At 45.6% G+C, this 21,273-nt stretch carries 20 protein-coding genes; 6 read left to right on the top strand and 14 right to left on the bottom strand.

What is annotated here, in order from left to right; all coding sequences use genetic code 11:
• Window positions 1–33: 33 nt before the first annotated feature.
• On the bottom strand, window positions 34–1,410 hold the full coding sequence (locus tag R7M92_RS18575; protein ID WP_005381133.1) for a PhoH family protein: 1,377 nt from the start codon (window positions 1,408–1,410) through the stop codon (window positions 34–36).
• Between the two features lie 561 nt (window positions 1,411–1,971).
• Here R7M92_RS18575 and rapA point away from each other — a divergent pair.
• Entirely contained in the window at window positions 1,972–4,881 is a 2,910-nt protein-coding gene (gene rapA / locus R7M92_RS18570; RefSeq protein WP_005388434.1) for an RNA polymerase-associated protein RapA, read from the top strand.
• A 108-nt stretch (window positions 4,882–4,989) separates the two neighbouring features.
• Here rapA and R7M92_RS18565 read toward each other — a convergent pair whose 3' ends face one another.
• Window positions 4,990–6,255, bottom strand: a complete 1,266-nt coding sequence (locus R7M92_RS18565) for a divalent metal cation transporter (RefSeq protein ID WP_318133961.1) — start codon at window positions 6,253–6,255, stop codon at window positions 4,990–4,992.
• 341 nt (window positions 6,256–6,596) lie between these two features.
• Here R7M92_RS18565 and R7M92_RS18560 point away from each other — a divergent pair, with 341 nt between their 5' ends.
• Both R7M92_RS18560 and R7M92_RS18555 read left to right on the top strand, forming a co-directional pair.
• Entirely contained in the window at window positions 6,597–7,349 is a 753-nt protein-coding gene (locus R7M92_RS18560; RefSeq protein ID WP_318133960.1) for a pseudouridine synthase, read from the top strand.
• A gap of 103 nt (window positions 7,350–7,452) precedes the next feature.
• Window positions 7,453–8,415 (top strand): D-2-hydroxyacid dehydrogenase, encoded by a 963-nt coding sequence (locus R7M92_RS18555; protein WP_318133958.1) that lies wholly within the window; start codon window positions 7,453–7,455, stop codon window positions 8,413–8,415.
• Window positions 8,416–8,504: 89 nt separating this feature from the next.
• Here the strand turns inward: R7M92_RS18555 and yjgA are convergent, their stop codons facing one another.
• Window positions 8,505–9,032: a ribosome biogenesis factor YjgA gene (yjgA, locus tag R7M92_RS18550; protein ID WP_005388426.1), complete on the bottom strand. Its 528-nt coding sequence runs from the start codon at window positions 9,030–9,032 to the stop codon at window positions 8,505–8,507.
• Between the two features lie 110 nt (window positions 9,033–9,142).
• Between yjgA and pmbA the strand changes: the two genes are divergently transcribed.
• Complete coding sequence (gene pmbA, locus R7M92_RS18545) at window positions 9,143–10,486, top strand: metalloprotease PmbA (RefSeq protein WP_085570019.1); 1,344 nt, start codon at window positions 9,143–9,145, stop codon at window positions 10,484–10,486.
• Window positions 10,487–10,550: 64 nt separating this feature from the next.
• Here pmbA and mgtE read toward each other — a convergent pair whose 3' ends face one another.
• From mgtE to R7M92_RS18490, 11 genes are all read right to left on the bottom strand, one after another.
• On the bottom strand, window positions 10,551–11,909 hold the full coding sequence (gene mgtE, locus R7M92_RS18540; RefSeq protein ID WP_005381121.1) for a magnesium transporter: 1,359 nt from the start codon (window positions 11,907–11,909) through the stop codon (window positions 10,551–10,553).
• A 148-nt stretch (window positions 11,910–12,057) separates the two neighbouring features.
• Window positions 12,058–12,333, bottom strand: coding sequence for an HPr family phosphocarrier protein (locus R7M92_RS18535; protein ID WP_005381120.1), 276 nt, complete (start codon window positions 12,331–12,333; stop codon window positions 12,058–12,060).
• A gap of 2 nt (window positions 12,334–12,335) precedes the next feature.
• Complete coding sequence (rapZ, locus tag R7M92_RS18530; protein WP_318133956.1) at window positions 12,336–13,199, bottom strand: RNase adapter RapZ; 864 nt, start codon at window positions 13,197–13,199, stop codon at window positions 12,336–12,338.
• 14 nt (window positions 13,200–13,213) lie between these two features.
• Window positions 13,214–13,660, bottom strand: coding sequence for a PTS IIA-like nitrogen regulatory protein PtsN (gene ptsN, locus R7M92_RS18525; protein WP_005381116.1), 447 nt, complete (start codon window positions 13,658–13,660; stop codon window positions 13,214–13,216).
• A 2-nt stretch (window positions 13,661–13,662) separates the two neighbouring features.
• Window positions 13,663–13,950, bottom strand: a complete 288-nt coding sequence (gene hpf / locus R7M92_RS18520; RefSeq protein WP_005381114.1) for a ribosome hibernation promoting factor — start codon at window positions 13,948–13,950, stop codon at window positions 13,663–13,665.
• A gap of 24 nt (window positions 13,951–13,974) precedes the next feature.
• On the bottom strand, window positions 13,975–15,444 hold the full coding sequence (locus R7M92_RS18515; protein ID WP_318133954.1) for an RNA polymerase factor sigma-54: 1,470 nt from the start codon (window positions 15,442–15,444) through the stop codon (window positions 13,975–13,977).
• Window positions 15,445–15,494: 50 nt separating this feature from the next.
• Entirely contained in the window at window positions 15,495–16,220 is a 726-nt protein-coding gene (lptB, locus tag R7M92_RS18510; RefSeq protein ID WP_005381111.1) for an LPS export ABC transporter ATP-binding protein, read from the bottom strand.
• A gap of 1 nt (window position 16,221) precedes the next feature.
• On the bottom strand, window positions 16,222–16,716 hold the full coding sequence (gene lptA / locus R7M92_RS18505) for a lipopolysaccharide transport periplasmic protein LptA (protein ID WP_005381109.1): 495 nt from the start codon (window positions 16,714–16,716) through the stop codon (window positions 16,222–16,224).
• Window positions 16,697–17,260 carry an LPS export ABC transporter periplasmic protein LptC gene (lptC, locus tag R7M92_RS18500; protein WP_005381106.1) on the bottom strand — a complete coding sequence of 188 codons (564 nt, stop codon included), beginning with the start codon at window positions 17,258–17,260 and terminating at the stop codon, window positions 16,697–16,699. The genes lptA and lptC overlap by 20 nt, the downstream gene beginning before the upstream one ends.
• A gap of 86 nt (window positions 17,261–17,346) precedes the next feature.
• Window positions 17,347–18,318 (bottom strand): arabinose-5-phosphate isomerase KdsD, encoded by a 972-nt coding sequence (gene kdsD, locus R7M92_RS18495; RefSeq protein ID WP_005381104.1) that lies wholly within the window; start codon window positions 18,316–18,318, stop codon window positions 17,347–17,349.
• Between the two features lie 29 nt (window positions 18,319–18,347).
• Window positions 18,348–19,313 carry a calcium/sodium antiporter gene (locus R7M92_RS18490; protein WP_005381102.1) on the bottom strand — a complete coding sequence of 322 codons (966 nt, stop codon included), beginning with the start codon at window positions 19,311–19,313 and terminating at the stop codon, window positions 18,348–18,350.
• 374 nt (window positions 19,314–19,687) lie between these two features.
• On the opposite strand from R7M92_RS18490, the gene mlaF reads away from it, so the two are divergent.
• Window positions 19,688–20,491: a phospholipid ABC transporter ATP-binding protein MlaF gene (gene mlaF, locus R7M92_RS18485; RefSeq protein ID WP_005388422.1), complete on the top strand. Its 804-nt coding sequence runs from the start codon at window positions 19,688–19,690 to the stop codon at window positions 20,489–20,491.
• Window positions 20,481–21,272: a lipid asymmetry maintenance ABC transporter permease subunit MlaE gene (mlaE, locus tag R7M92_RS18480; protein ID WP_005381100.1), complete on the top strand. Its 792-nt coding sequence runs from the start codon at window positions 20,481–20,483 to the stop codon at window positions 21,270–21,272. Before mlaF ends, mlaE begins: the two co-directional genes overlap by 11 nt.
• Window position 21,273: the final 1 nt, after the last annotated feature.

Genomic DNA, 21,273 nt, shown 5'->3' with positions numbered 1-21,273 from the left:
AGAGCGCTCTTTTGCTTTGTGAGTCGGTGTCAATTACAGGTTTTCTTCAGCAAATTCCGCCAAGCGGCTACGAACCACGCCGTTGAGGTGAATATTCGCGCTGCCTTCAAAGTTCTTGAAGCGTTCAACCATGTAGGTCAAACCAGAGGTCACTGGGGTGAGGTAATGGGAGTCAATCTGCGCCAAGTTACCGGAGCAGACGATTTTGGTTCCTTCACCACAGCGGGTAATGATGGTTTTGATTTGTGATGCAGTGAGGTTTTGACACTCATCAAGCAGTACAAACGCATTTTGAATTGAACGGCCACGCATAAAGTTGATCGATTTAAATTGAATGTTGGCTTTATCGCAGATGTACTTCAATGAGCCTTCAGTGCAGTGATCGTGTTTATGTAGCGCTTCCAAGGTATCGGTCACCGCCGCTAACCACGGCATCATTTTCTCCTCTTCGGAGCCGGGTAAGAAGCCGATGGATTCACCGATATCTGGCGTGTTACGTGTTACGATAATTTTATCGAACATGCTTTTTTCAATGGTTTGCTCCAATGCTGCTGCCATTGCCAGTAATGTCTTACCACTACCCGCCGCACCCGTTAGAATCACCAAGTCAATTTCTGGATCGAGTAAGGCATCTAACGCCATTCCCTGGTAGATATTTTTAGGTGTGATGTCCCAAGCCTTACGATGCATTAGACGTTCGCGGCTCAGGTCGAGAAGCGTTAGCTTGTCTTCATTGATGGTTTCTACGCGACCAGCAAAGTCACTGTCTTCATCAATAACGTATTGGTTGATAAAGGTTGGGTCGAAGGGTTCGCGACTGAGTTTGTGGTAAGTTTTTCCGCCCAGTGCATAGCTTTCTACTTCCTCAATACCGCTCCAGAAATCACCTTCACGCAATTGAAAGCCTTTGGTTAGGTATTGAATGTCATCAATTAGTTGGTCGGTTCTATAGTCCTCAACAAAGCGTACACCAGCCCCTTTGGCTCGCAGACGCATGTTGATGTCTTTCGTGATCAGTACCACTTCACGTGGTGCACGTTTATTTTGCAGATAAAGCACCGCGTTGAGAATACGGTTGTCACCGGCTTTGTCGGCGAAGGCTTTGACGGTTTCCTGCAGTTCAAAATCCGCCAAAATGGAAATAGTACCTTGGTCGGGGTTGTCTTTAGAAACAGGAATGCCTTCAGAGATTTCATCTGGCGTTGCTTCTTTAAACAAATCTTCCAAGGTGCGAATAGCCACGCGCGCATCTCTTGCAACGTCGCGCTTGCTGTCTTTGATTCGGTCGAGTTCTTCCAACACGGTCATGGGGATAACGACATCGTGTTCTTGGAAAGAGAAGATGGCAAAGGGTTCATGAAGAAGAATGTTGGTATCGAGTACAAACAGTTTCCGATCGGTATCGCCCATAGCGTCTCCTTGCCGTAGTACGGCTCTGCATGCGAGTTGTTAGGTCGTTTCCAAATAGGTGTGAAGTGACCTAACTCTGATTGCTTGCAATAGAGGTTGTCGGGCTGATGTCGGCTAGTGTGCAACCGAGTAGCAAGACAACTTACTGCAAACCCGTGTTGATCCTAATCGTGTACTAACGCGCTTAAATCATATGCAATGGTTTTAAACGCCCCTCATTAGAAGTATACGTAATATTTACGTTCTACAACTTAATAATTGGCATGAGTATTTTACAATTTGATTGCATTTAGAGTTTGGGAAAAAAAGTTTCTGCTTGGTGCGGTTTCGGCGTGACCTAAATCACAGCTTCAAGTAAGATTAGCGACCTTTTTCTGCGTATAGGCTACGTCCGATTTATCATGTTGAGCTGGCTTAAAAAATACTCAGTTCATACTGAAATGACGAATGCTATCGGCATAGCAGAAGCCAGAATCAGATCTAAACTATTATCCATGCCCACGGGCATGAGTAGACCAACAAGAAATACGAATCAAGAACTAATAACGAGGTAGTCAATTCATGACATTTGCTTTGGGGCAGCGCTGGATTAGCGATACGGAAAGCGATTTAGGTTTAGGTACCGTTGTAGCAATGGATGCTCGTACTGTGACATTGATGTTTGCAGCGTCAGAGGAAAACCGAGTTTACGCACGTAACGATGCACCTGTTACCCGAGTCACCTTTAATGTTGGGGATGTCATCGATTGCCAAGAAGGTTGGTCTCTAAAAGTAGAAGAAGTACTGGAAGATGAAGGTCTTTACACCTATTTCGGTACTCGTGAAGACACGCAAGAAACCGCTGTTGTTCTGCGTGAGATTTTCCTTAGCAACCAAATTCGTTTTAACAAACCTCAAGATAAGTTGTACGCCGGTCAAATCGACCGTATGGACAACTTTGTTCTGCGTTACCGTGCGCTAACCAACCAGTTTGAGCAGCATAAGAGCCCAATGCGTGGCCTATGTGGTATGCGTGCAGGTTTGATCCCTCATCAGCTTTACATCGCGCACGAAGTTGGCCGTCGTCACGCGCCACGCGTCTTGTTGGCGGATGAGGTAGGTTTGGGTAAAACCATTGAAGCGGGTATGATCATCCACCAACAAGTTCTGTCTGGTCGTGCCGAACGCATTTTGATTGTGGTGCCTGAAACACTGCAGCATCAATGGCTGGTTGAGATGATGCGTCGTTTCAATCTGCATTTCTCTATCTTTGACGAAGAGCGCTGTATCGAAGCTTTTGCGGATGCAGAAAACCCATTTGATACTCAGCAATATGTGCTGTGTTCTTTGGATTTCCTACGCAAGAGCCGCAAGCGTTTTGAACAAGCACTGGAAGGTGAATGGGACCTACTGGTTGTCGATGAAGCGCACCACCTAGAGTGGAGCCAAGACAAACCAAGTCGCGAATACCAAGTGGTAGAAGGCTTGGCTGAACGTACTCCAGGTGTGTTGCTACTGACTGCAACGCCAGAGCAGCTTGGTCGTGAGAGTCACTTTGCTCGTCTGCGTTTGTTGGATCCAGACCGCTTCTATGATTACGAAGCATTCGTTGAGGAAGAAGAGCAATACGCGCCCGTAGCAGATGCGATTACTTCACTCTTTTCCGGTGAAAAGCTACCTAATGAAGCAAAAAACCAGATTACTGAGTTGTTGTCTGAACAAGACGTAGAACCACTTTTCCGTATTATTGAAAGTGAAGCGGACGAAGAAGCTAAAGCGTCGGCACGCCAAGAGCTGATCGATAACTTGATGGATCGTCATGGTACAGGGCGTGTTTTGTTCCGTAACACGCGCGCGGCCATCAAAGGCTTCCCTACGCGTAACGTGCATCTGATGCCAATGGATATTCCACCGCAATACACTACATCAATGCGTGTTGCTGGAATGATTGGCGGTAAGATGAGTTCTGAAGCACGTGCGATGAAGAACCTTTACCCGGAAGAAATTTTCCAAGAATTTGAAGGCGATGACGCGAGCTGGTGGCAGTTTGACTCGCGTGTGAATTGGTTGCTTGAAAAAGTAAAAGAGAAGCGCAGCGAGAAAATCCTCGTGATTGCTTCTCGTGCGAGTACCGCACTGCAATTGGAGCAAGCACTGCGTGAGCGTGAAGGTATCCGCGCCACCGTTTTCCACGAAGGTATGTCGATTCTTGAACGTGACAAAGCGGCGGCTTACTTTGCGCAAGAAGAAGGTGGAGCACAAGTTCTTATCTGTAGCGAAATCGGCTCTGAAGGTCGTAACTTCCAGTTTGCCAACCAACTTGTCATGTTCGACTTGCCATTTAACCCAGACTTGCTTGAGCAACGTATTGGTCGTTTGGACCGTATCGGTCAAAATCGCGATATCGACATTCATGTTCCTTACCTGAAAGGCACATCGCAAGCGATCCTAGCACGTTGGTTCGATGAAGGCCTGAACGCTTTTGCGGAAACCTGCCCAACAGGCCGTGCTGTTTACGATAAGTACTCCGATGATCTGATTGAAATTCTTGCCTCTGGTGATACCAGCACGCTAGATGAGATCATTGAAGCGTCAGCAAAAATGAATAAAGAGCTGAAATCCCAATTGGAGCAAGGCCGTGATCGCCTATTAGAAATGCATTCAAATGGCGGGGAAAAAGCACAACAAATCGTTGAGAAAATTGAATCAACTGACGGCGATACCAATCTGGTCACCTTCGCACTTTCTCTTTTTGACACGATTGGCTTGAATCAAGACGATAAAGGTGAAAACGCCCTGATTGTGACCCCATCTGAGCACATGATGGTGCCAAGCTATCCAGGTCTGCCATACGAAGGAGCGACGATCACGTTTGATCGTGATACGGCTTTATCTCGTGAAGATATGCACTTTATCAGTTGGGAACACCCAATGATCCAGGGTGGTATCGATCTTCTTATGAGTGAAGGGGTGGGGACGTCTGCGGTATCTCTATTGAAAAACAAAGCGTTACCAGTCGGGACTATTCTTCTTGAGTTGATTTACGCGGTAGATGCGCAAGCGCCAAAACGCAGTGGTATCGCGCGCTTCTTACCGAAAACGCCAATCCGTTTAATGATGGACTCGCGTGGTAATGATTTGTCTGCTCAAGTGGAGTTTGAAAGCTTTAACCGCCAGCTCAGCCCTGTAAACCGTCACTTAGGTAGCAAGTTGGTTACGTCGGTACAGAAAGACGTACACCGCTTAATTGAAGCCGGTGATGTTCTTATTGAAGAGAAGGTCGAAGAAGTACGCAAACAAGCTCATCAAGATATGCAGCACAGTTTGAATGCAGAGCTTGAGCGTTTGCAAGCACTGAAAGCGGTGAACCCAAATATTCGTGACGAAGAAATTGAAGCTATCGACGCACAAATTAAAGAGCTTACTGGTTATATCAACCAAGCTCAGGTTCAGCTCGACTCGCTGCGTTTGATTGTGGTGAGCCACAACTAAGTAAGTATTTATTGCTCATTAAAAAAGGTCTTCAGTTGAAGACCTTTTTCTTTATTTACGGTTTAGTTTCTTTATGCGGAATGCATTAATCACTGATAGCTATCTCATTTACATCAACCACTTCCACCAGATAAATACAGCCAAGAAGCCAAACAAGTAAATCAGGCCTGCAATCGACAACCACTTTAGTTTAGGTCCAATAGCCAAAGGCTCAGGTAACTCAGTTTTGCTCACTAAGGTGTAATTTAGCAGAGCAAAGAATGGCGTGGTCATAAAGGCGAGAATCATCGCAAAGTTCAGCATAGGCAATAACGCAGAAGCCCAGAAAACCACAATACCTAATGCAAGTAAGGAGACTACCAGCATGATCGCTGAAGTGGTTTTAGGGTTAGTGTCTGGTTGTGAGCGCAGTAGGCGTTGAGAATCCGAAATAACGCGCGAGTAGCCATCAATAACGGTAATCGTGCTGCCAAAGATACAGAAAAACGCAATTACCGCGATCAAGTAACGAGACCATTCGCCAATCGTTGCCGCATATAAGCCAACCAATTGGTGGGAGAAGCCAACGCCAGAGCTTTCAAGCGCAACGCCAGATCCATAAAGCATCAAAGAGCCTAGCGATACAAAGATAATGGCAAGAAACGCCGTGCCAATATAACCGACATTAAAGTCAAATAGAGCAGAGCGGTATGTTACTTCTTGCTGGCTTGATTGGCGTTTTAGCCATGCTGAGGTTAAACAGGAGATCTCTATCGGTGCAGGCATCCACCCCATTGTCACGACGATAAAACCAATAGCCGCAATAGACCAAGGTGACGGCGGCTCGAAGTTGGCCACTTGTTCAACAGGGTTACCAAAGGCGATAGAAACAGCGAGTAAAGTCGCGATGGTTAACACCGACATGATCACTTTAGATAGCGTATCGAGCGCTTTGTAATGGCCAGCAAATAATATGCTCAGGCAGGTGACAATCACAATGATACTGAGTGATGCCATTGATAGTGAAAACGGAATGAAGTAGCCCAGCAAGCTAGCGCTAAACATCAACAAAGCGGCGGTATTGATGACGGCCGATACCACGCTCAGAAATAGAAATAGCCATAGATAAGGCCGACCTAATTTCGCGTAGCCCTCAACCAAGGTGAGCCCTGTCCCCATGGTGTACTGTACGCCCGCTCGGAAAAAAGGGTATTTAAACAGGTTTACGAGCAGAATCAGTGCAGCCAATTGCCAACCATAAATCGCACCAGCCTTGGTTGATGCCACGAGGTGAGAGCCACCGACCGCAGCAGATGCCATTAATATGCCGGGGCCTAGCGAACGAAAAAATAAGGAAAGTTTGGATTGGGGTTTATCTATAACGGCGGAGTCCATTGCTTATTGTCCTTTTTATCTTATGTATCTTTCTAAAGAGATACATACCGCAGTACATGACAAGCTGAGCGCTCGCCCTATACTGCGCAACGGTAATGTCTTTTAAATGCTGTATTTGATGTATTTATTTTAAGTATTCTTTGCGAATATCATGCTGTGTGCATCTAGCACTCTATTCAGTTATGCGTCTTGTTGTCAAACTAAATTTACAATGTGCTACTTTCTATTTTTATGCTAAAGGATTGACTTTGTTTTATTGGTTTTAACTTTTCTTCCGAACCCTGCATCTGGGTGCTATTTGGGTATATAATCGCGGCGTTTTTATTTTGTAGAGATCTCCCATGGCAATGCTTGAATATACCCCTCCCACCAATCCTTGGGTTGATATCGTTTTTGAGGATGACGACATTCTGGCAGTGAATAAGCCATCAGGGCTGCTGTCTGTCCCTGGTCGCCTTGCAGAGCATTACGACAGCATGTGGAGCCGCCTCAAAGAGTTGCATCCAGAAATTCAAGTTGTGCATCGCTTGGATATGTCGACATCAGGGTTGATGTTGCTGGCGAAAAACAAACCCGCGGAGCGAGCATTAAAAAAGCAGTTCCAATATCGCCTCACTCACAAGGTGTATTACGCACGTGTTTGGGGGCATGTTGAGCCGCAAGAAGGGAATATTGATCTTCCATTAATTTGTGATTGGCCAAATCGTCCACGACAAAAAGTATGTTTTGACGACGGCAAACCATCTCAAACTTTATTCCAAGTAGTGAAGCGTGAAGTACACCCTGATGGCACCCATACGACCGTTGTGCGACTACTGCCCATTACTGGTCGATCGCATCAGTTACGCGTGCATTTGATGGCGATTGGTCATGCGATTATTGGTGATGAGTTTTATGCAACTGAAGAGGCGTATCAGTTTTCAGAGCGTTTAGAGTTGCACGCTGCGGAGTTAAGTTTTTATCACCCAGTCACAGAACAGTTGAGCAGTATTTTTGTACCCTGTGACTTTTATCCTGAAGCCGAGGCGATGATCTTTAACTATTTTTCGCCAGAGCGTACATTGCCTGATTATAAAACGTTGCCACACCCTTAATGCCAATTGCACTCAACAGCGGTTCTTTCTAGTTCGCTATTTTTGGCTATTTCGTTACTGTGGTTGATGTATCCTGTCTTTCAGCCGTGAACAAGGAGTTGTTATGTCTTTGCCAAGCATCGTATTTTTAGACCGAGCGACCATCCCAGAACATATTGAGATCCCACGACCTGGCTTTCCGCACCACTGGCGTGAGTACGACCTAACTGCGCCTGGGCAGGTAATAGAAAGGTTAGCAGATGCCGATATCGTGATTAGCAATAAAGTCGTGCTTGACCAACATGTATTAGAGCAACTACCAAAATTACGGATGATCGCGGTTGCCGCAACTGGTTTTAACAACGTCGATGTGAACTACTGTGCTAATAATGGTATTGCGGTTGCTAATGTACGTGGTTACGCGACGCGTTCGGTGCCCGAGCACGTGATGGCAATGTTATTCGCTTTAAGACGAAATTTATTTGGGTACCACCAAGATATTGCCGCAGGTGAGTGGCAGCGTAACCAGCAGTTTTGTTTTTTTACGCACCCAATCGGGGATATTGGTGGTAGCACGTTAGGTGTTGTTGGTAGTGGGGTACTAGGGCAAGCGACGGCGAATCTGGCTCAAGCGTTAGGAATGACCGTCTTGTTTTCTGAGCGTAAAGGGGCGGCAGAATGTAGACCAGGTTATGTGTCGTTTGCGGAAGTATTAAAATGCTCCGATGCGCTGACTTTGCATTGCCCGCTCAACGATCATACTCAGAATTTAATTGGTCAAGCAGAGTTGCAACAAATGAAGTCCAACGCCATTTTGATTAATACAGGGCGTGGAGGTTTGGTGGATGAGAGCGCGCTGGTGGATGCCTTAAAACAGCAAGAAATTGCAGCGGCTGGTTTTGATGTTTTTACACAAGAACCGGTTGATGAGAGCAATCCGCTGATTGCCAATATGAGTTTACCTAATTTGTTACTGACACCGCATGTTGCATGGGGCAGCGACTCATCTATCCAACGTTTAGCGGAAATCCTGATTGAGAACATTAACGCTTTCGAGCGCGGAGACCGCGTTAATCGCTTAGTGTAACGCTGACTGTAAAACCAAAGATAAAAAAAGCAGACATTGACGTCTGCTTTTTGCGTTTAAATCGAATGCTCATTGCGTGAGCCGTCGAATTAAAACTCTTCTTCGTTTAGACCTTTAAGGATCTGAAAGATTTCGCGGTACGCTTTTGCTGGTTTCCCTGCTTTTTTCTCTTTCGCTGCTTGGCGAGCAAGTTGGCGTAGACGCTGACGATCCGCTTCTGGGTACATTTCTATTACGTCATCAATGGCTTTGTCACCTTCTTCCACTACGCGATCACGCAACGCTTCAAGTTTGTGGAATACAGCCGTTAATTGAGAGTGCTTATTACGAATTTTATCCAGTGCGGCTTGGATTGGCTCTGGATCTTCGTAACGCATCAATTTACCGATACGTTGCAATTGGCGACGACGCGCTTCATTTTTAAAGCGTTGCGCGTCAGCAATTGCTTCTCGCAAATCTTCGCTCAATGGAAACTTTTCTAGAACTGAAGGTTTGAGGCCGACAAGCTCCTCACCTAGCTTTTGCAGTTCTTCCATGTCTCGCTTCATCTCGGATTTACTTACCCAGATGATCTCTTCTTCTGGTTCCCATGGCGCTTTTTGATTCTTACGTGCCATTTCAGTTGCCTGTGTTTTGATTAATATTATGACTATTTTAACAAGAATCATGGGGAGAAAGCGAAATTCTTGTTATCCTATTGTTCATCAAAGACAAGATGTGAAAGACAATGGATATTAAACAGCAGGTTGCTGAGCAACGTACCGAGCTAGAGCAAGCCGTCGCAAGAGCCTTAAAGCTTGCATCGGCAAAATCTGACGCCGCCGAAGTCGCAATTACTAAAAGCACTGGTTTAAGTGTTTCAACTCGTATGGGTGAAGTAGAAAATGTCGAGTTCAACAGCGATGGTGCGCTGGGCATTACCGTTTACCGAGGTCAACGCAAAGGCAGTGCTTCCACGTCTGATTTAAGTGAAGCTGCAATCGAGCAAACCGTTATAGCGGCGCTAGATATTGCACATTACACATCTGAAGACCCATTTGCAGGCCCTGCAGCGAAAGAATACATGGTGCAAGAGATCCCTGAGCTTGATCTTTTCCACCCTGACGCACCCGATCCAGACTATGCTGCCGATGTGGCGATTGCCGCTGAGAAAGAAGCGCTAAGTTATAACAGTGCAATCAAGCAAAGTGATGGCGCGAGTTATGATAGTCATTACGGCGTGAAAGTGTATGGCAATAGCCATGGCTTATTAGCTAGTTATGCGTCTAGCCGCCATAGTACTAGCTGTTGTGTAATTGGCGTTGGTCAAAACGGCGAGATGGAACGTGATTACAGCTACACCGTGGCACGTCATCGTGATGACTTATGGACCCCAGAAACGGTGGGTCGTAAGGCGGCAGAGAATACGGTTAACCGCTTAGATGCGCAGCGTCTAAAAACTGGTCAATACCCAATCATGTTTGCGGCTGATGTTGCGACAGGCTTGATTGGCCATCTCGTTATGGCGATTAGCGGTGGTAACCTGTACCGAAAATCTTCTTTCTTACTTGACCATCTAGGCAAACAAGTGCTTCCTGAATGGTTCAATATCTCAGAACGTCCGCATGTATTGCGTGGTTTGGCATCAAGTCCATTCGATAGTGAAGGTGTGTACACTCAAGACCGTGAAATCATTACCGACGGTGTACTAGCAACTTATCTGTTAACCAGTTATGCCGCACGTAAAATGAAGATGACGCCGACAGGTCACGCTGGTGGGATTCATAACTGGTACGTGAAGTCGACAGGCCAAAACTTCGAACAAATGCTTAAAGAGCTCGGTACTGGTCTTCTAGTGACTGAAGTCATGGGACAAGGTGTGAACGTGGTAACGGGTGATTACTCTCGCGGTGCCGCAGGCTTCTGGGTTGAGAATGGCGAAATCCAATACCCAGTATCAGAAATTACCATCGCAGGTAATCTAAAAGACATGTTCACCAAGATTGTGGCGGTTGGTAGTGATATTGAAACGCGCTCACAAATCCAAACGGGCTCTATCCTACTGGATACCATGAAAGTGGCGGGTGAATAAGCTTTTCTAGCAATTCAGAATCAAAAAAGCCTGATGTGTTCATCAGGCTTTTTCGTTTTTTCTGTTAGGTAATCAGTATTGTGGCAAGCCCTAAGAAGACAGATAAACCAATCACATCCGTCACCGTTGTTAATGCCATACCACCAGCTAAAGCAGGATCGATGTTCATTTTTTTCAATAGGATTGGAATCGTTACTCCTGCAATACCTGCGACCAATAAGTTGGTCAGCATGGCGGCGGAAATGATTCCTCCGAGCATCCAGTTACCTTTCCAAGCAACAACAATACCGCCAATAATCAGCGCCCACATGATGCCGTTAAGTAAGCCGATCGAGGCTTCTTTCATTAACAGTTCGCGTTTGTTTGAGTCACCGATATGACCAAGAGCAAGACCACGAATCACTAGTGCGACGGTTTGGTTACCAGCGACACCACCCATGGACGGAACAATCGTCATCAATACCGCAATGGCCGCCATTTGATCTAATGTGGCCTCAAACATGTTAGAAACGGAAGCAGCAGCAAGGGCGGCTAATACGTTAGCGCCAAGCCAGATACTGCGTTTGCGAGCTGATTTTACAACAGGCGCGAAAGTATCTTCGTCATCGTCCATACCCGCCATACTCATCATCGAGTGTTCCGCGTCTTCACGAATAACGTCAACCACGTCATCGATGGTGATACGGCCGACCAAATGCAAGTTTTCATCAACAACAGGTGCAGATACCCAATTACGGCGTTCGAACAGACTCGCAACATCTGAGTCGCTAGTATCGACGGTGATGGCCTCGTCCGCGTCTTCCATTACATCAATGATTTTTACGTCTGGCTGAGTGGTAATAAGCGTCGTGATCGGCAGTTCACCGATGAGCTTACTCTCTTCATCGATCACATACAGGGCATCCGTAGCTTCTGGAAGCTCGCCTTTCATACGTAGATAACGCAAAACTACGTCCACATCGACGTCACCACGAATTGTGATGACGTCGGTGTTCATCAGTCCACCCGCGGTGTCTTCTGGGTAGGATAGGGCGGTTTCGACCCGTAGACGGTCAGAGGAGTCCATTTGCGACAGGACTTCGCGTGACAGGTTGTCAGGCAAGCTACGCAGTACGTAAGCCACGTCATCGGTATCCATGCCTTCTGTCGCTTCTGCAAGCGCTTCTGGTGCCATTTTGGATACGAGGCTGTCTTTGACGTCTTCGTTCAGCTCGTCAAGGATTTCACCATAATCTTCAGGGTCGGTGAGTTGCCAAAGAACTTCACGGCTCTTCCGTGGGGAGGCTTCTAAAAGGTGAGCGATATCCTCAGGTTCCATGTCCTGTAATTGACGACGAACATGGACGAAGCGGCCATTTTCTAGCGCTTCTGTGACTTCTTGGAGGGCTTGGTGAGCTTGGTCGAATTCAATTTGCTCTGCCATTCATTCCTCCCAATTCCTGATATTTACAATGCGTTGAATAATAACTTAATTCTAGGCGCCTTTTAATAACAACTTATGATACTAAGCAAATTTATTTATTAGGTCAGGGAAGAGAAAGATAATGGGAGGTAAGAAAAAAGCGAGTAAACTACTCGCCTTCATCAAATTTATCTTCGATCAAGTGGCAAACGGCATCCAGTGCTTCTTCCGCTTGCCCACCCGTTGCGTGGATCGTGACGTATTGTCCTTGAGCGGACTCTAGCATTAACAGGCCCATTACGCTGTCTGCTGTGGCGGTTTTGTCTTCTTCATTGTCGATGGTGATGACCGCTTCAAAGCTCTGTGCCAGTTCGACCAGTTTGACTGCTGCACGAGCATGTAAGCCAAGGCGGTTTTGAATCAATACTTTACGACTTAACTCCACGGCTACTCCTTAGCGTTTTTCTCTAGTGAGGTATGGCGAATTTGTACTTGGTGTCCTTTGTTGGCGAAGTATTCACCGATTTGCTGAGTTAAGTACACCGAGCGGTGCTTACCACCAGTACAACCGATTGCAACGGTCAGGTAGCTGCGGTTGTTTTTCTCAAGCAGAGGTAACCAATTCTCTATAAAGCTTTCAATTTGATATTTCAAACTTAACACCGATTGGTGTTGCTCTAAAAATGCGGCGATAGGAGCATCCAGACCTGTAAGCGGGCGTAGTGCTGGTTCCCAATGTGGGTTAGGTAAGAAGCGAACGTCGAATACGTAATCGGCATCGGAAGGCAGGCCGTATTTAAAACCAAAAGACTCAAATACCATAACGAGCCCTTTGCGATCTCTGCCTTCAACACGCATACGCACGGTTTCACTCAATTCATGCAAAGACTGCCCACTACTATTTAGGACCAGATCTGCATGCGCTTTGAGTGGCGTCAAAATTTGCTTCTCACGCTCGATGGCTTGATCGAGCGTGAGGGAGGTGCCACCTAAAGATAACGGGTGAATTCGGCGTGTTTCGCTGTAGCGTTTGAGTAGCGTTTCTTTATTGGCGTCCAAGAAAAGCACGGTCACATCAAGCTCAGTTTTTAACTGTTCTAGTGTACTCGTCAGTTCTTTTAGCTTTTTAGGAATATTTCGAATATCAATGCTGACTGCAACATTCTGTTTGCTGTCAGCAACAGAATGAACAAATGCGTCCAGCAAGTTAACTGGTAGGTTATCAACACAGTAGTAACCTAAGTCTTCCAGTACACGAAGCGCAATACTTTTACCGGCACCTGAGTGCCCGCTAACAACGATTAGTCGCATGAAGTTAGTCCTGCTTATTGGTGAATCATGATGTCGTAAAGTTCTTCATCACTCTGAGCATTACGCAGTAGTTTCAATACTTGCTTATCGCTCAGACGTTCTGCCATAGAGGATAGAGTCTTGAGGTGCTCTTTGCACTGTTCTTCTGGTACAAGGAGCGCAAAAAGAAGATCGACAGGTCGATTGTCAATCGCATCAAATTCGATTGCTTCATCACATTGCAGTAAGACAGCAATGGCCTTGTCGCTTGATTGCATTCTCGCGTGAGGGATCGCAATACCGTTTCCGATACCGGTACTGCCCATTTTTTCTCTATTGAGCATGCATTCGAACAGCTCGGTAGAATCTTGGCCCGTTTGATCAGCCACGATACGGCTGATCATTTCAAGGGCGCGTTTTTTACTCGTGCAGTGGACCGCACTTTTGGTGCAGTCCAATGACAGTATTTCGCTCAGTTGCATGATTAATGACTGTTTAGTTTTTCTTTGTGCTTATTAAGTTGGCGAACCAATTTATCTACCAGCGAATCGATCGCGGCATACATATTTTCGTCATCGGCTGATGCGTGGATTTCGCCTTGATTTATGTGAAGCGTAGCTTCCGCGATTTGAGTAATTTTTTCAACTTTTAGTACAACATGCACTTGATTGATGTGGTCGAAGAACCTTTCGAGCTTCTGAAACTTAGAATTTACATAGTCTTGCATTGAATCGGTAAGATCAACGTGATGGCCTTGAATATTGATTTGCATAGACTTTCCTTTTCAGTTAGTGCCTTATAATAGGCGTTTACGCTGACTTGAAGGGGCAATTCCCAAGGATTCGCGATATTTGGCTATCGTACGTCTTGCGACCTGAATCCCTTGGTCAGCCAGAAGAGCAGCAATCTTGCTATCACTCAGTGGTTTGGCAGTATTCTCTGCTGCGACCAGTTTTTTAATGAGTGCACGAATTGCTGTTGACGAACATTCTCCGCCGTTGTCAGTACTAACATGGCTAGAGAAGAAGTACTTCAATTCAAAAATACCACGTGGTGTATGCATAAATTTTTGCGTTGTTACACGAGAAATCGTGGATTCATGCATGTCCACAGCCAAAGCGACATCATTGAGCACCATTGGCTTCATGGCTTCCTCACCATACTCGAAGAAATCTTGTTGATGTTCAACAATACATCTTGCAACTTTGAGTAGCGTCTCGTTTCTACTCTCTAAGCTCTTAATTAACCATTTTGCCTCTTGCAAATTGCTGCGGATGTACTGGCTATCCGCGCTATTACCTTTGCCTAATTGAGCATATTGTTGATTTACTTTTAATTTTGGCACGCTATCCGGGTTTATAGAAGCGGTCCATTTGCCATTGTCTTTAAAAACGGATACGTCTGGAATTACGTACTCGGTATCATCAGGAGTGATGCGACTACCTGGACGAGGATCTAACTGTTGGATAAGCTTTAAGACTTCACGAAGGTCGGCTTCTTTCAGCTTAGTCTCTTTGATGACGAGCTTGTAGTCTCGGTTGCCTAGGTGATCAATATGATCCGCAAGTATCATTTTGGCTTCAGCAAGCCACGGCGTGTCTTCTGGGAAGGTCGTCAGTTGCAGTAACAAACATTCTTGTAAGTTACGCGATGCAACGCCAAGAGGATCGAATTGTTGAATGCGTTTACGAACAGCTTCTACTTCGTCTAACTCTATCTCTTCATTATCGAAGCTCTCATGAATCTCTTCAGGCGACAAAGTTAAATAGCCGTAGTCGTCAACAGCGTCAATAATCGCTAATGCAATCGTGCGGTCGGTTTCACTGAATGGTGTTAGGTCAAGCTGCCACATGAGGTAATCATGTAATGATTCAGTGGTTTCGCCTTGGTAGACGGGCATATCATCATCAAGAGCTAAGCCAGTGCTACCAGTATTCGCGCTGTAGACGTCATCCCAAGTCGTGTCGATTTCAAGTTCAGAGCTAATTTCTGATTTCTCTATCACATCGGAGCTATCTGGAACGTCAATTTCTGTTGGTTCGCTAGCACTGTTGCTATCAGCAGCCTCGACCGCTGACTTATCTTCACCGTTTGCTAGAGGCTCGTCTTGGCCTTCTTCAACTTCCAATAATGGGTTTGAGTCCAACGCTTCTTGGATTTCTTGTTGAAGATCGAGTGTCGACAATTGCAATAAGCGAATCGCTTGCTGCAACTGTGGCGTCATGGCTAACTGCTGACCTAGCTTGAGTTGTAATGAAGGTTTCATTCAGTGTTACTTACCTTGTAATGCTCAGAATCTTACCGTTCCTAATATAATCATAGACGGAATTGTTCGCCGAGATAAACTTGTTTCACCTGTTCATTATTGAGAACTTCTGCCGGAGTTCCCGATGCAATTAGGTGCCCTTGGCTCACGATATAGGCTTTTTCACATACGTCCAGTGTTTCACGTACATTATGGTCAGTGATTAACACTCCGAGACCACGATCGCGCAGATGCTCAATGATTTTCTTGATGTCATTAACCGAAATTGGGTCAACACCAGCGAAAGGTTCATCCAATAAAATGAACTGAGGGTTGGCCGCTAAAGCTCGAGCGATTTCCACCCTGCGTCGCTCACCCCCTGATAGTGCCATACCAGCACTGGTTCTGATGTGCTGGATGTGGAATTCTTCCAACAAATCTTCCAGTTTATCTTGGCGCTCTTCCCTCGTCATTTCTTGACGAGTTTCAAGTACGGCCATGATGTTATCTTCTACTGAAAGCTTACGGAAAATCGACGCTTCTTGCGGAAGATAGCCAATGCCAAGTCGTGAACGGCTATGCATCGGCAAAATACTGATGTCATTGTCGTCAATGGTAATGGTGCCTTCATCTCGAGGTACTAAGCCGACAATCATGTAAAACGAGGTGGTTTTACCCGCACCGTTTGGACCGAGCAGCCCAACAATCTGACCAGATTCAACTTCTAAGCTAACATCAGTGACGACTTTGCGTTTTTTGTAGCTTTTCGCCAAGTTTTTCGCACTCAGTACTGCCATATTAGTTCTCTATCTGATTGGGTTGCAAAATGGTCGTAACGCGCTCTTCCTTAGAGCTATCTGCGACTAGCTTTTGTTTACCAATTTGGTAACGAATCGAAGAACCTTTGATGGTGTTGTTGTCTTGCGCCAGCTGCGCTTGACCTTTCATGGTCAGTTCGTCTGTAGAAATACGGTAATCCAACTCCGTAGCTTGACCACTAAGTGTTTTACCATCGTCCATCAGCTGAGAAAACTTCGCAGGTTTACCAAATGCTTGAATCTGTTTAATTGCTTCGGTTTTAGGATCGCGAGTTACCACGATTCTATCAGCATCGATATTGATGCTCCCTTGCTTAAGAGATACATCGCCTTCAAAAACAACCTGGTTACTCTTCATATCCACCTGTTGGGTGTCTGAGTTTATGTAAACCGGCTGTTGAGTATCCGACTTGAGTGCCAGCGCTTGAGGCGCCGCCAATACCAGTGCCAGTAGGCTAAGGTGTAACGGTTTCATATCGACCTTGAACTTCATCTGTCAGAGTCGCAGTATGCTGTTTTAAGTTGCCTTGCATTGCGCCTCCAGTAGTTTCAAATTGTGGCCCAACCAACATTACTTGTTGGTCAGCTTTAAAATCACGATTGGTTAGATTAATGACCAATTTGTCTGTTGCCATGGTATCAAAACTCGCACCAGGCAGAAGATTTTGCATTAAGACTTTGTCATATAAAGTCAAAACTTGGTCTTCATCTAACACTGCTCTTGTGGCAGTCACCTTCCATTCAATGACGCTACCTTCACGGTAAACCATCAAAGTCGGATTATTAAAAATAGTATCTCCACTCTTAGCATAATGGTCTAAGTTAGTGGAGCGAATGATGTAACTGCGGACACCATCTTCACCGTAGGTGATGTTTTCTAATCCAGAACCACTGAACATGGGCAGTTCAGAATCTGGTGCTACTTGAATTGCGTCGTTGCCTTTAGGGGTTAGTAGGTAATAACCGCACCACGCTACAACGAAGATCAAGAGCAAATAAATAAGGCGAGTAAAACTCATATAATGAAGGCCTATCGTTTAGCTCAGTACTTCCCTGACCATTGCCTTTATTCGTCTAATAAATGATTTAAATGTTTGTGCTGATATTACATCACGCCAGCTTTTAGTAAATCGTGCATGTTCAGTGCACCCACAATTTTTTCGTCTTTACATAAAATCAGAGCGTTAATGTTTTTATTCTGCATCAAGTTCAAACCTTCAACCGCCAGCATATCAGGGTGTGCTGTGGTTGGGTTTGTCGTCATGACCTCGCCAATTGCCGTCGTATGAATATCGATACGCTTGTCTAAGGTACGACGTAAATCACCATCGGTGAATATACCAAGCATAGCATCGTGCTCATCGACTATAGCTGTCATGCCTAACCCCTTTTCTGAAATTTCGAGCAGGGCATCGCGAATTAATGCGTCAGGAGAAACTTTAGGTAACGCTTCTCCAAAGTGCATAATATCAGACAACTTAAGTAGCAGTTTTCTCCCCAGTGCACCACCTGGGTGAGACAGGGCAAAATCTTCGGCAGAAAAACCACGAGCTTGAAGCAGAGCTACGGCTAATGCATCTCCCATCACTAATGTGGCAGTCGTACTGCTAGTTGGCGCCAGGCCTAACGGACAAGCTTCTTGAGGTACCGTAATTTGCAGGTGTAAGTCAGACAGCTTGGCCATATTTGATTCTGGCTTACCTGTCATGCTGATGATCTTAATATTCAGGCGCTTTAATACTGGAAATAGAGACAGAATTTCGTTTGATTCACCAGAGTTAGAAATTGCCAGCACAATGTCACCAGGGCTAATCATACCCAAGTCGCCATGTGCGGCTTCGCCTGGATGAACGAAAAACGCAGAAGTCCCAGTGCTTGCCAGAGTGGCGGCAATCTTGTTACCAATATGGCCTGACTTGCCAATACCCATAACGACAACTTTGCCGTTGTTGGAAAGGATAAGTTCACACGCTTTTTCAAATTGATCATCAAAGTAGGTATCTAGCTCTTGCAGAGCAGCAACTTCGATATCAAGAACTTGTTTAGCAGCAGCGCGAAAATCAAATTGATTGGACATATCAGATCTCTACTTATTGATCGTGGTAATTAAGCGGTCATGTTTGCGAATAAGTACACTTGGTAACCTAAGAAGCACACAAACAAGATGGCACCTTCAATACGGTTAATACTGCGTGATTTACCCAAACACATCGCGACAAGTAACAATGAAACGCCTAACATGACCCAGAAGTCACGTCCCATCGCGTACTCACTGAGCACCGATGGATTAATGATGCCAGGAATCCCCATTACCGCCAGAATGTTAAACACATTCGAACCGATAATGTTACCGACCGCCATGTCGTCTTCACCCTTTAAAACACCCGCAAGTGATGCGGCCAGTTCAGGCAGGCTAGTGCCAATGGCGATAATAGTTAGACCGATAACAAGGTCGCTCATACCGAAGTGTTTAGCAATGATTACCGCGTTATCAACCAGCATGCTGGCTGCCAAAGGAAGCAGTATCAAGCCAATAACCACCCACATGATTGCTTTAGGGTTACTGACGCCTTCTGGGATCTCTGACTCTTGGTCATCAAGAAAAACATCACCTGATTTTTGCTCTTTGCGGCTGATTTGCAACATAGCAAATAAAAATGCCCCAAAGAGTACAAACAATAAGACACCCTCATAAAAACCGAGATGGCTATTCCAAAGCAGAATACCAGCGAGTACGGTTACGGCTATCATGAGTGGAAGTTCTCGGCGGATGACGGCGGAGCTAATCGACAAAGGCTTGATCAGCGCTGTAATACCTAAGATTAACGCAATGTTCGCTATGTTTGAGCCTAATACGTTACCCACCGCTGTATCTGTTTTGCCATCCCAAGCGGCGGTTGCAGATACCATCATCTCAGGGGCGGATGAGCCCATCGCAAGGATTGTCATGCCGATGACAAGCGGGGAAATACCGACGTTGCGGGCTATCGCTGCAGAGCCAAAAACAAGTTTATCTGCACTCCAAACAAGCAAAACAAGACCGACTATAAGCAACGCAACGGCTTCGAGCATGAGAATTCCTAAGTATTAAATAAGTAAAATGAATAACCGCTAATTTTGACCTTTTGCGGCCTAAAATGGAAGATAAACGAAGAATAAATTAAAGGTTAGTAACGAAAATGTATGTAAATCTCACTCATTTAAATGAGCAATTCTGGTCTAGGATTTAAACACTTCGTGCTAATTAGGTCATAAACCATGAGAAATTGCAGGGATATAGTCGACTTTATTTAATTGAACAGTGCTTTAAATTCAACGCCAATGTGCTTATGATTGCAGCCTAATAAATGTACCGACGTTACTTTATTAAACGTAGAATTCAACTCCGATGAGTATCTGCTTGATGATTCCGTGAGTTGCAACGCTCCTACAGTAGAAGAGATGATATGTCGAACAACGATTTAGTCACCGTGAACAACCTCACTTTTTCACGGGGAGAACGCATGATCTTTGATGATATTGATCTGCATGTTCCTGAGGGCAAAGTGACGGCCATTATGGGACCATCGGGAATTGGTAAAACAACATTGCTGCGTTTGATTGGTGGTCAGTTGTATCCCGAGCAAGGAGAGATCTGGTTTGATGGCGACAATATTCCCTCTCTCTCGCGTAAAAAACTCTACCATGCTCGAAAGAAAATGAGCATGTTGTTCCAGTCAGGGGCTTTATTCACTGATTTGAATGTTTTTGATAATGTCGCCTTTCCATTGAGAGAGCATACCGATTTATCGGAAGATTTGATTCGCACCATGGTGTTACTCAAGCTCGAAGCTGTCGGTCTACGCGGCGCGGCGCAATTAATGCCGAGTGAGCTTTCAGGTGGTATGGCAAGACGCGCAGCTTTGGCTCGTGCAATCGCACTTGACCCTGACCTGATCATGTACGATGAGCCGTTTGTGGGGCAAGACCCAATCACTATGGGCGTTTTGGTTGAGCTAATTAGTAATCTAAACCAAGCGTTAGGTTTGACCTCTATTGTGGTTTCTCACGACGTACCTGAAGTCATGAGTATTGCTGACTGGGTATACCTGATGGCCGATGGAAAAATCATCGCCTATGGTACGCCAGAAGAGCTGACTCAAAACTCTGATCCTCGTGTCCAGCAGTTCTTACAAGGTGATGCCGACGGTCCTGTACCGTTTCGTTTCCCTTCTCAAAGTATCGAAAAGGACTTATTTGATGGTCGATAACTTCATTCACTTTGTCGCCTCGCTGGGTCGACGCACGCTTTCTATTTGCGGAGCATTTGGTCGTGCGACTTTCATGTTGATTGGGGCGCTATTTTCTAAGCCACAACCGATCAGAAGCTTTCCTCTGCTTGTTAAGCAACTTTATTCTGTTGGTGTTCAGTCGCTGGCGATCATCGTCGTATCTGGTCTGTTCATTGGAATGGTTTTGAGTCTACAAGGCTATGTTGTGTTGGTGGATTACGGCGCAGAAGGCAGTTTGGGGCAAATGGTAGCGCTTTCGTTACTCCGTGAATTAGGACCCGTTGTTACTGCACTTTTGTTTGCTGGTCGTGCCGGTTCTGCGTTAACCGCAGAGATAGGTCTAATGAAAGCAACGGAACAACTGTCTAGCCTTGAAATGATGGCGGTAGACCCATTGAAACGAGTGATTGCACCACGGTTTTGGGCTGGGGTTATCTCAATGCCTTTACTGGCTATGATTTTCATGGCTGTGGGAATTTGGGGCGCTCAGCTTGTTGGTGTTGACTGGAAAGGCGTTGATCACGGCAGTTTTTGGTCAGCGATGCAGTCCTCTGTTGAGCTAGGGCAAGACATTGGTAACAGTATGATCAAATGTTTTGCGTTTGCAATTACGGTTACTTGGGTCGCTCTATTTAACGGTTATGATGCTATTCCAACATCGGAAGGGATCAGCCGAGCAACTACGCGCACTGTTGTGCATTCTTCTTTAGCAGTACTAGGATTAGACTTTGTACTGACCGCATTGATGTTTGGGAATTAAT

This window comes from Vibrio sp. Vb2880 (genome assembly GCF_033337975.1).
GTDB lineage: Bacteria > Pseudomonadota > Gammaproteobacteria > Enterobacterales > Vibrionaceae > Vibrio > Vibrio alginolyticus.
This window is presented reverse-complemented; position numbering and strand designations above follow the sequence as displayed.

Bases quoted from the DNA above. Each gene is read 5' to 3' on its own strand.
- R7M92_RS18575 (WP_005381133.1), bottom strand. From the start codon at position 1,410: ATGGGCGATACCGATCGGAAACTGTTTGTACTCGATACCAACATTCTT.
- rapA (WP_005388434.1), top strand. From the start codon at position 1,972: ATGACATTTGCTTTGGGGCAGCGCTGGATTAGCGATACGGAAAGCGAT.
- R7M92_RS18565 (WP_318133961.1), bottom strand. From the start codon at position 6,255: ATGGACTCCGCCGTTATAGATAAACCCCAATCCAAACTTTCCTTATTT.
- R7M92_RS18560 (WP_318133960.1), top strand. From the start codon at position 6,597: ATGGCAATGCTTGAATATACCCCTCCCACCAATCCTTGGGTTGATATC.
- R7M92_RS18555 (WP_318133958.1), top strand. From the start codon at position 7,453: ATGTCTTTGCCAAGCATCGTATTTTTAGACCGAGCGACCATCCCAGAA.
- yjgA (WP_005388426.1), bottom strand. From the start codon at position 9,032: ATGGCACGTAAGAATCAAAAAGCGCCATGGGAACCAGAAGAAGAGATC.
- pmbA (WP_085570019.1), top strand. From the start codon at position 9,143: ATGGATATTAAACAGCAGGTTGCTGAGCAACGTACCGAGCTAGAGCAA.
- mgtE (WP_005381121.1), bottom strand. From the start codon at position 11,909: ATGGCAGAGCAAATTGAATTCGACCAAGCTCACCAAGCCCTCCAAGAA.
- rapZ (WP_318133956.1), bottom strand. From the start codon at position 13,199: ATGCGACTAATCGTTGTTAGCGGGCACTCAGGTGCCGGTAAAAGTATT.
- ptsN (WP_005381116.1), bottom strand. From the start codon at position 13,660: ATGCAACTGAGCGAAATACTGTCATTGGACTGCACCAAAAGTGCGGTC.
- hpf (WP_005381114.1), bottom strand. From the start codon at position 13,950: ATGCAAATCAATATTCAAGGCCATCACGTTGATCTTACCGATTCAATG.
- R7M92_RS18515 (WP_318133954.1), bottom strand. From the start codon at position 15,444: ATGAAACCTTCATTACAACTCAAGCTAGGTCAGCAGTTAGCCATGACG.
- lptB (WP_005381111.1), bottom strand. From the start codon at position 16,220: ATGGCAGTACTGAGTGCGAAAAACTTGGCGAAAAGCTACAAAAAACGC.
- lptA (WP_005381109.1), bottom strand. From the start codon at position 16,716: ATGAAACCGTTACACCTTAGCCTACTGGCACTGGTATTGGCGGCGCCT.
- lptC (WP_005381106.1), bottom strand. From the start codon at position 17,260: ATGAGTTTTACTCGCCTTATTTATTTGCTCTTGATCTTCGTTGTAGCG.
- kdsD (WP_005381104.1), bottom strand. From the start codon at position 18,318: ATGTCCAATCAATTTGATTTTCGCGCTGCTGCTAAACAAGTTCTTGAT.
- R7M92_RS18490 (WP_005381102.1), bottom strand. From the start codon at position 19,313: ATGCTCGAAGCCGTTGCGTTGCTTATAGTCGGTCTTGTTTTGCTTGTT.
- mlaF (WP_005388422.1), top strand. From the start codon at position 19,688: ATGTCGAACAACGATTTAGTCACCGTGAACAACCTCACTTTTTCACGG.
- mlaE (WP_005381100.1), top strand. From the start codon at position 20,481: ATGGTCGATAACTTCATTCACTTTGTCGCCTCGCTGGGTCGACGCACG.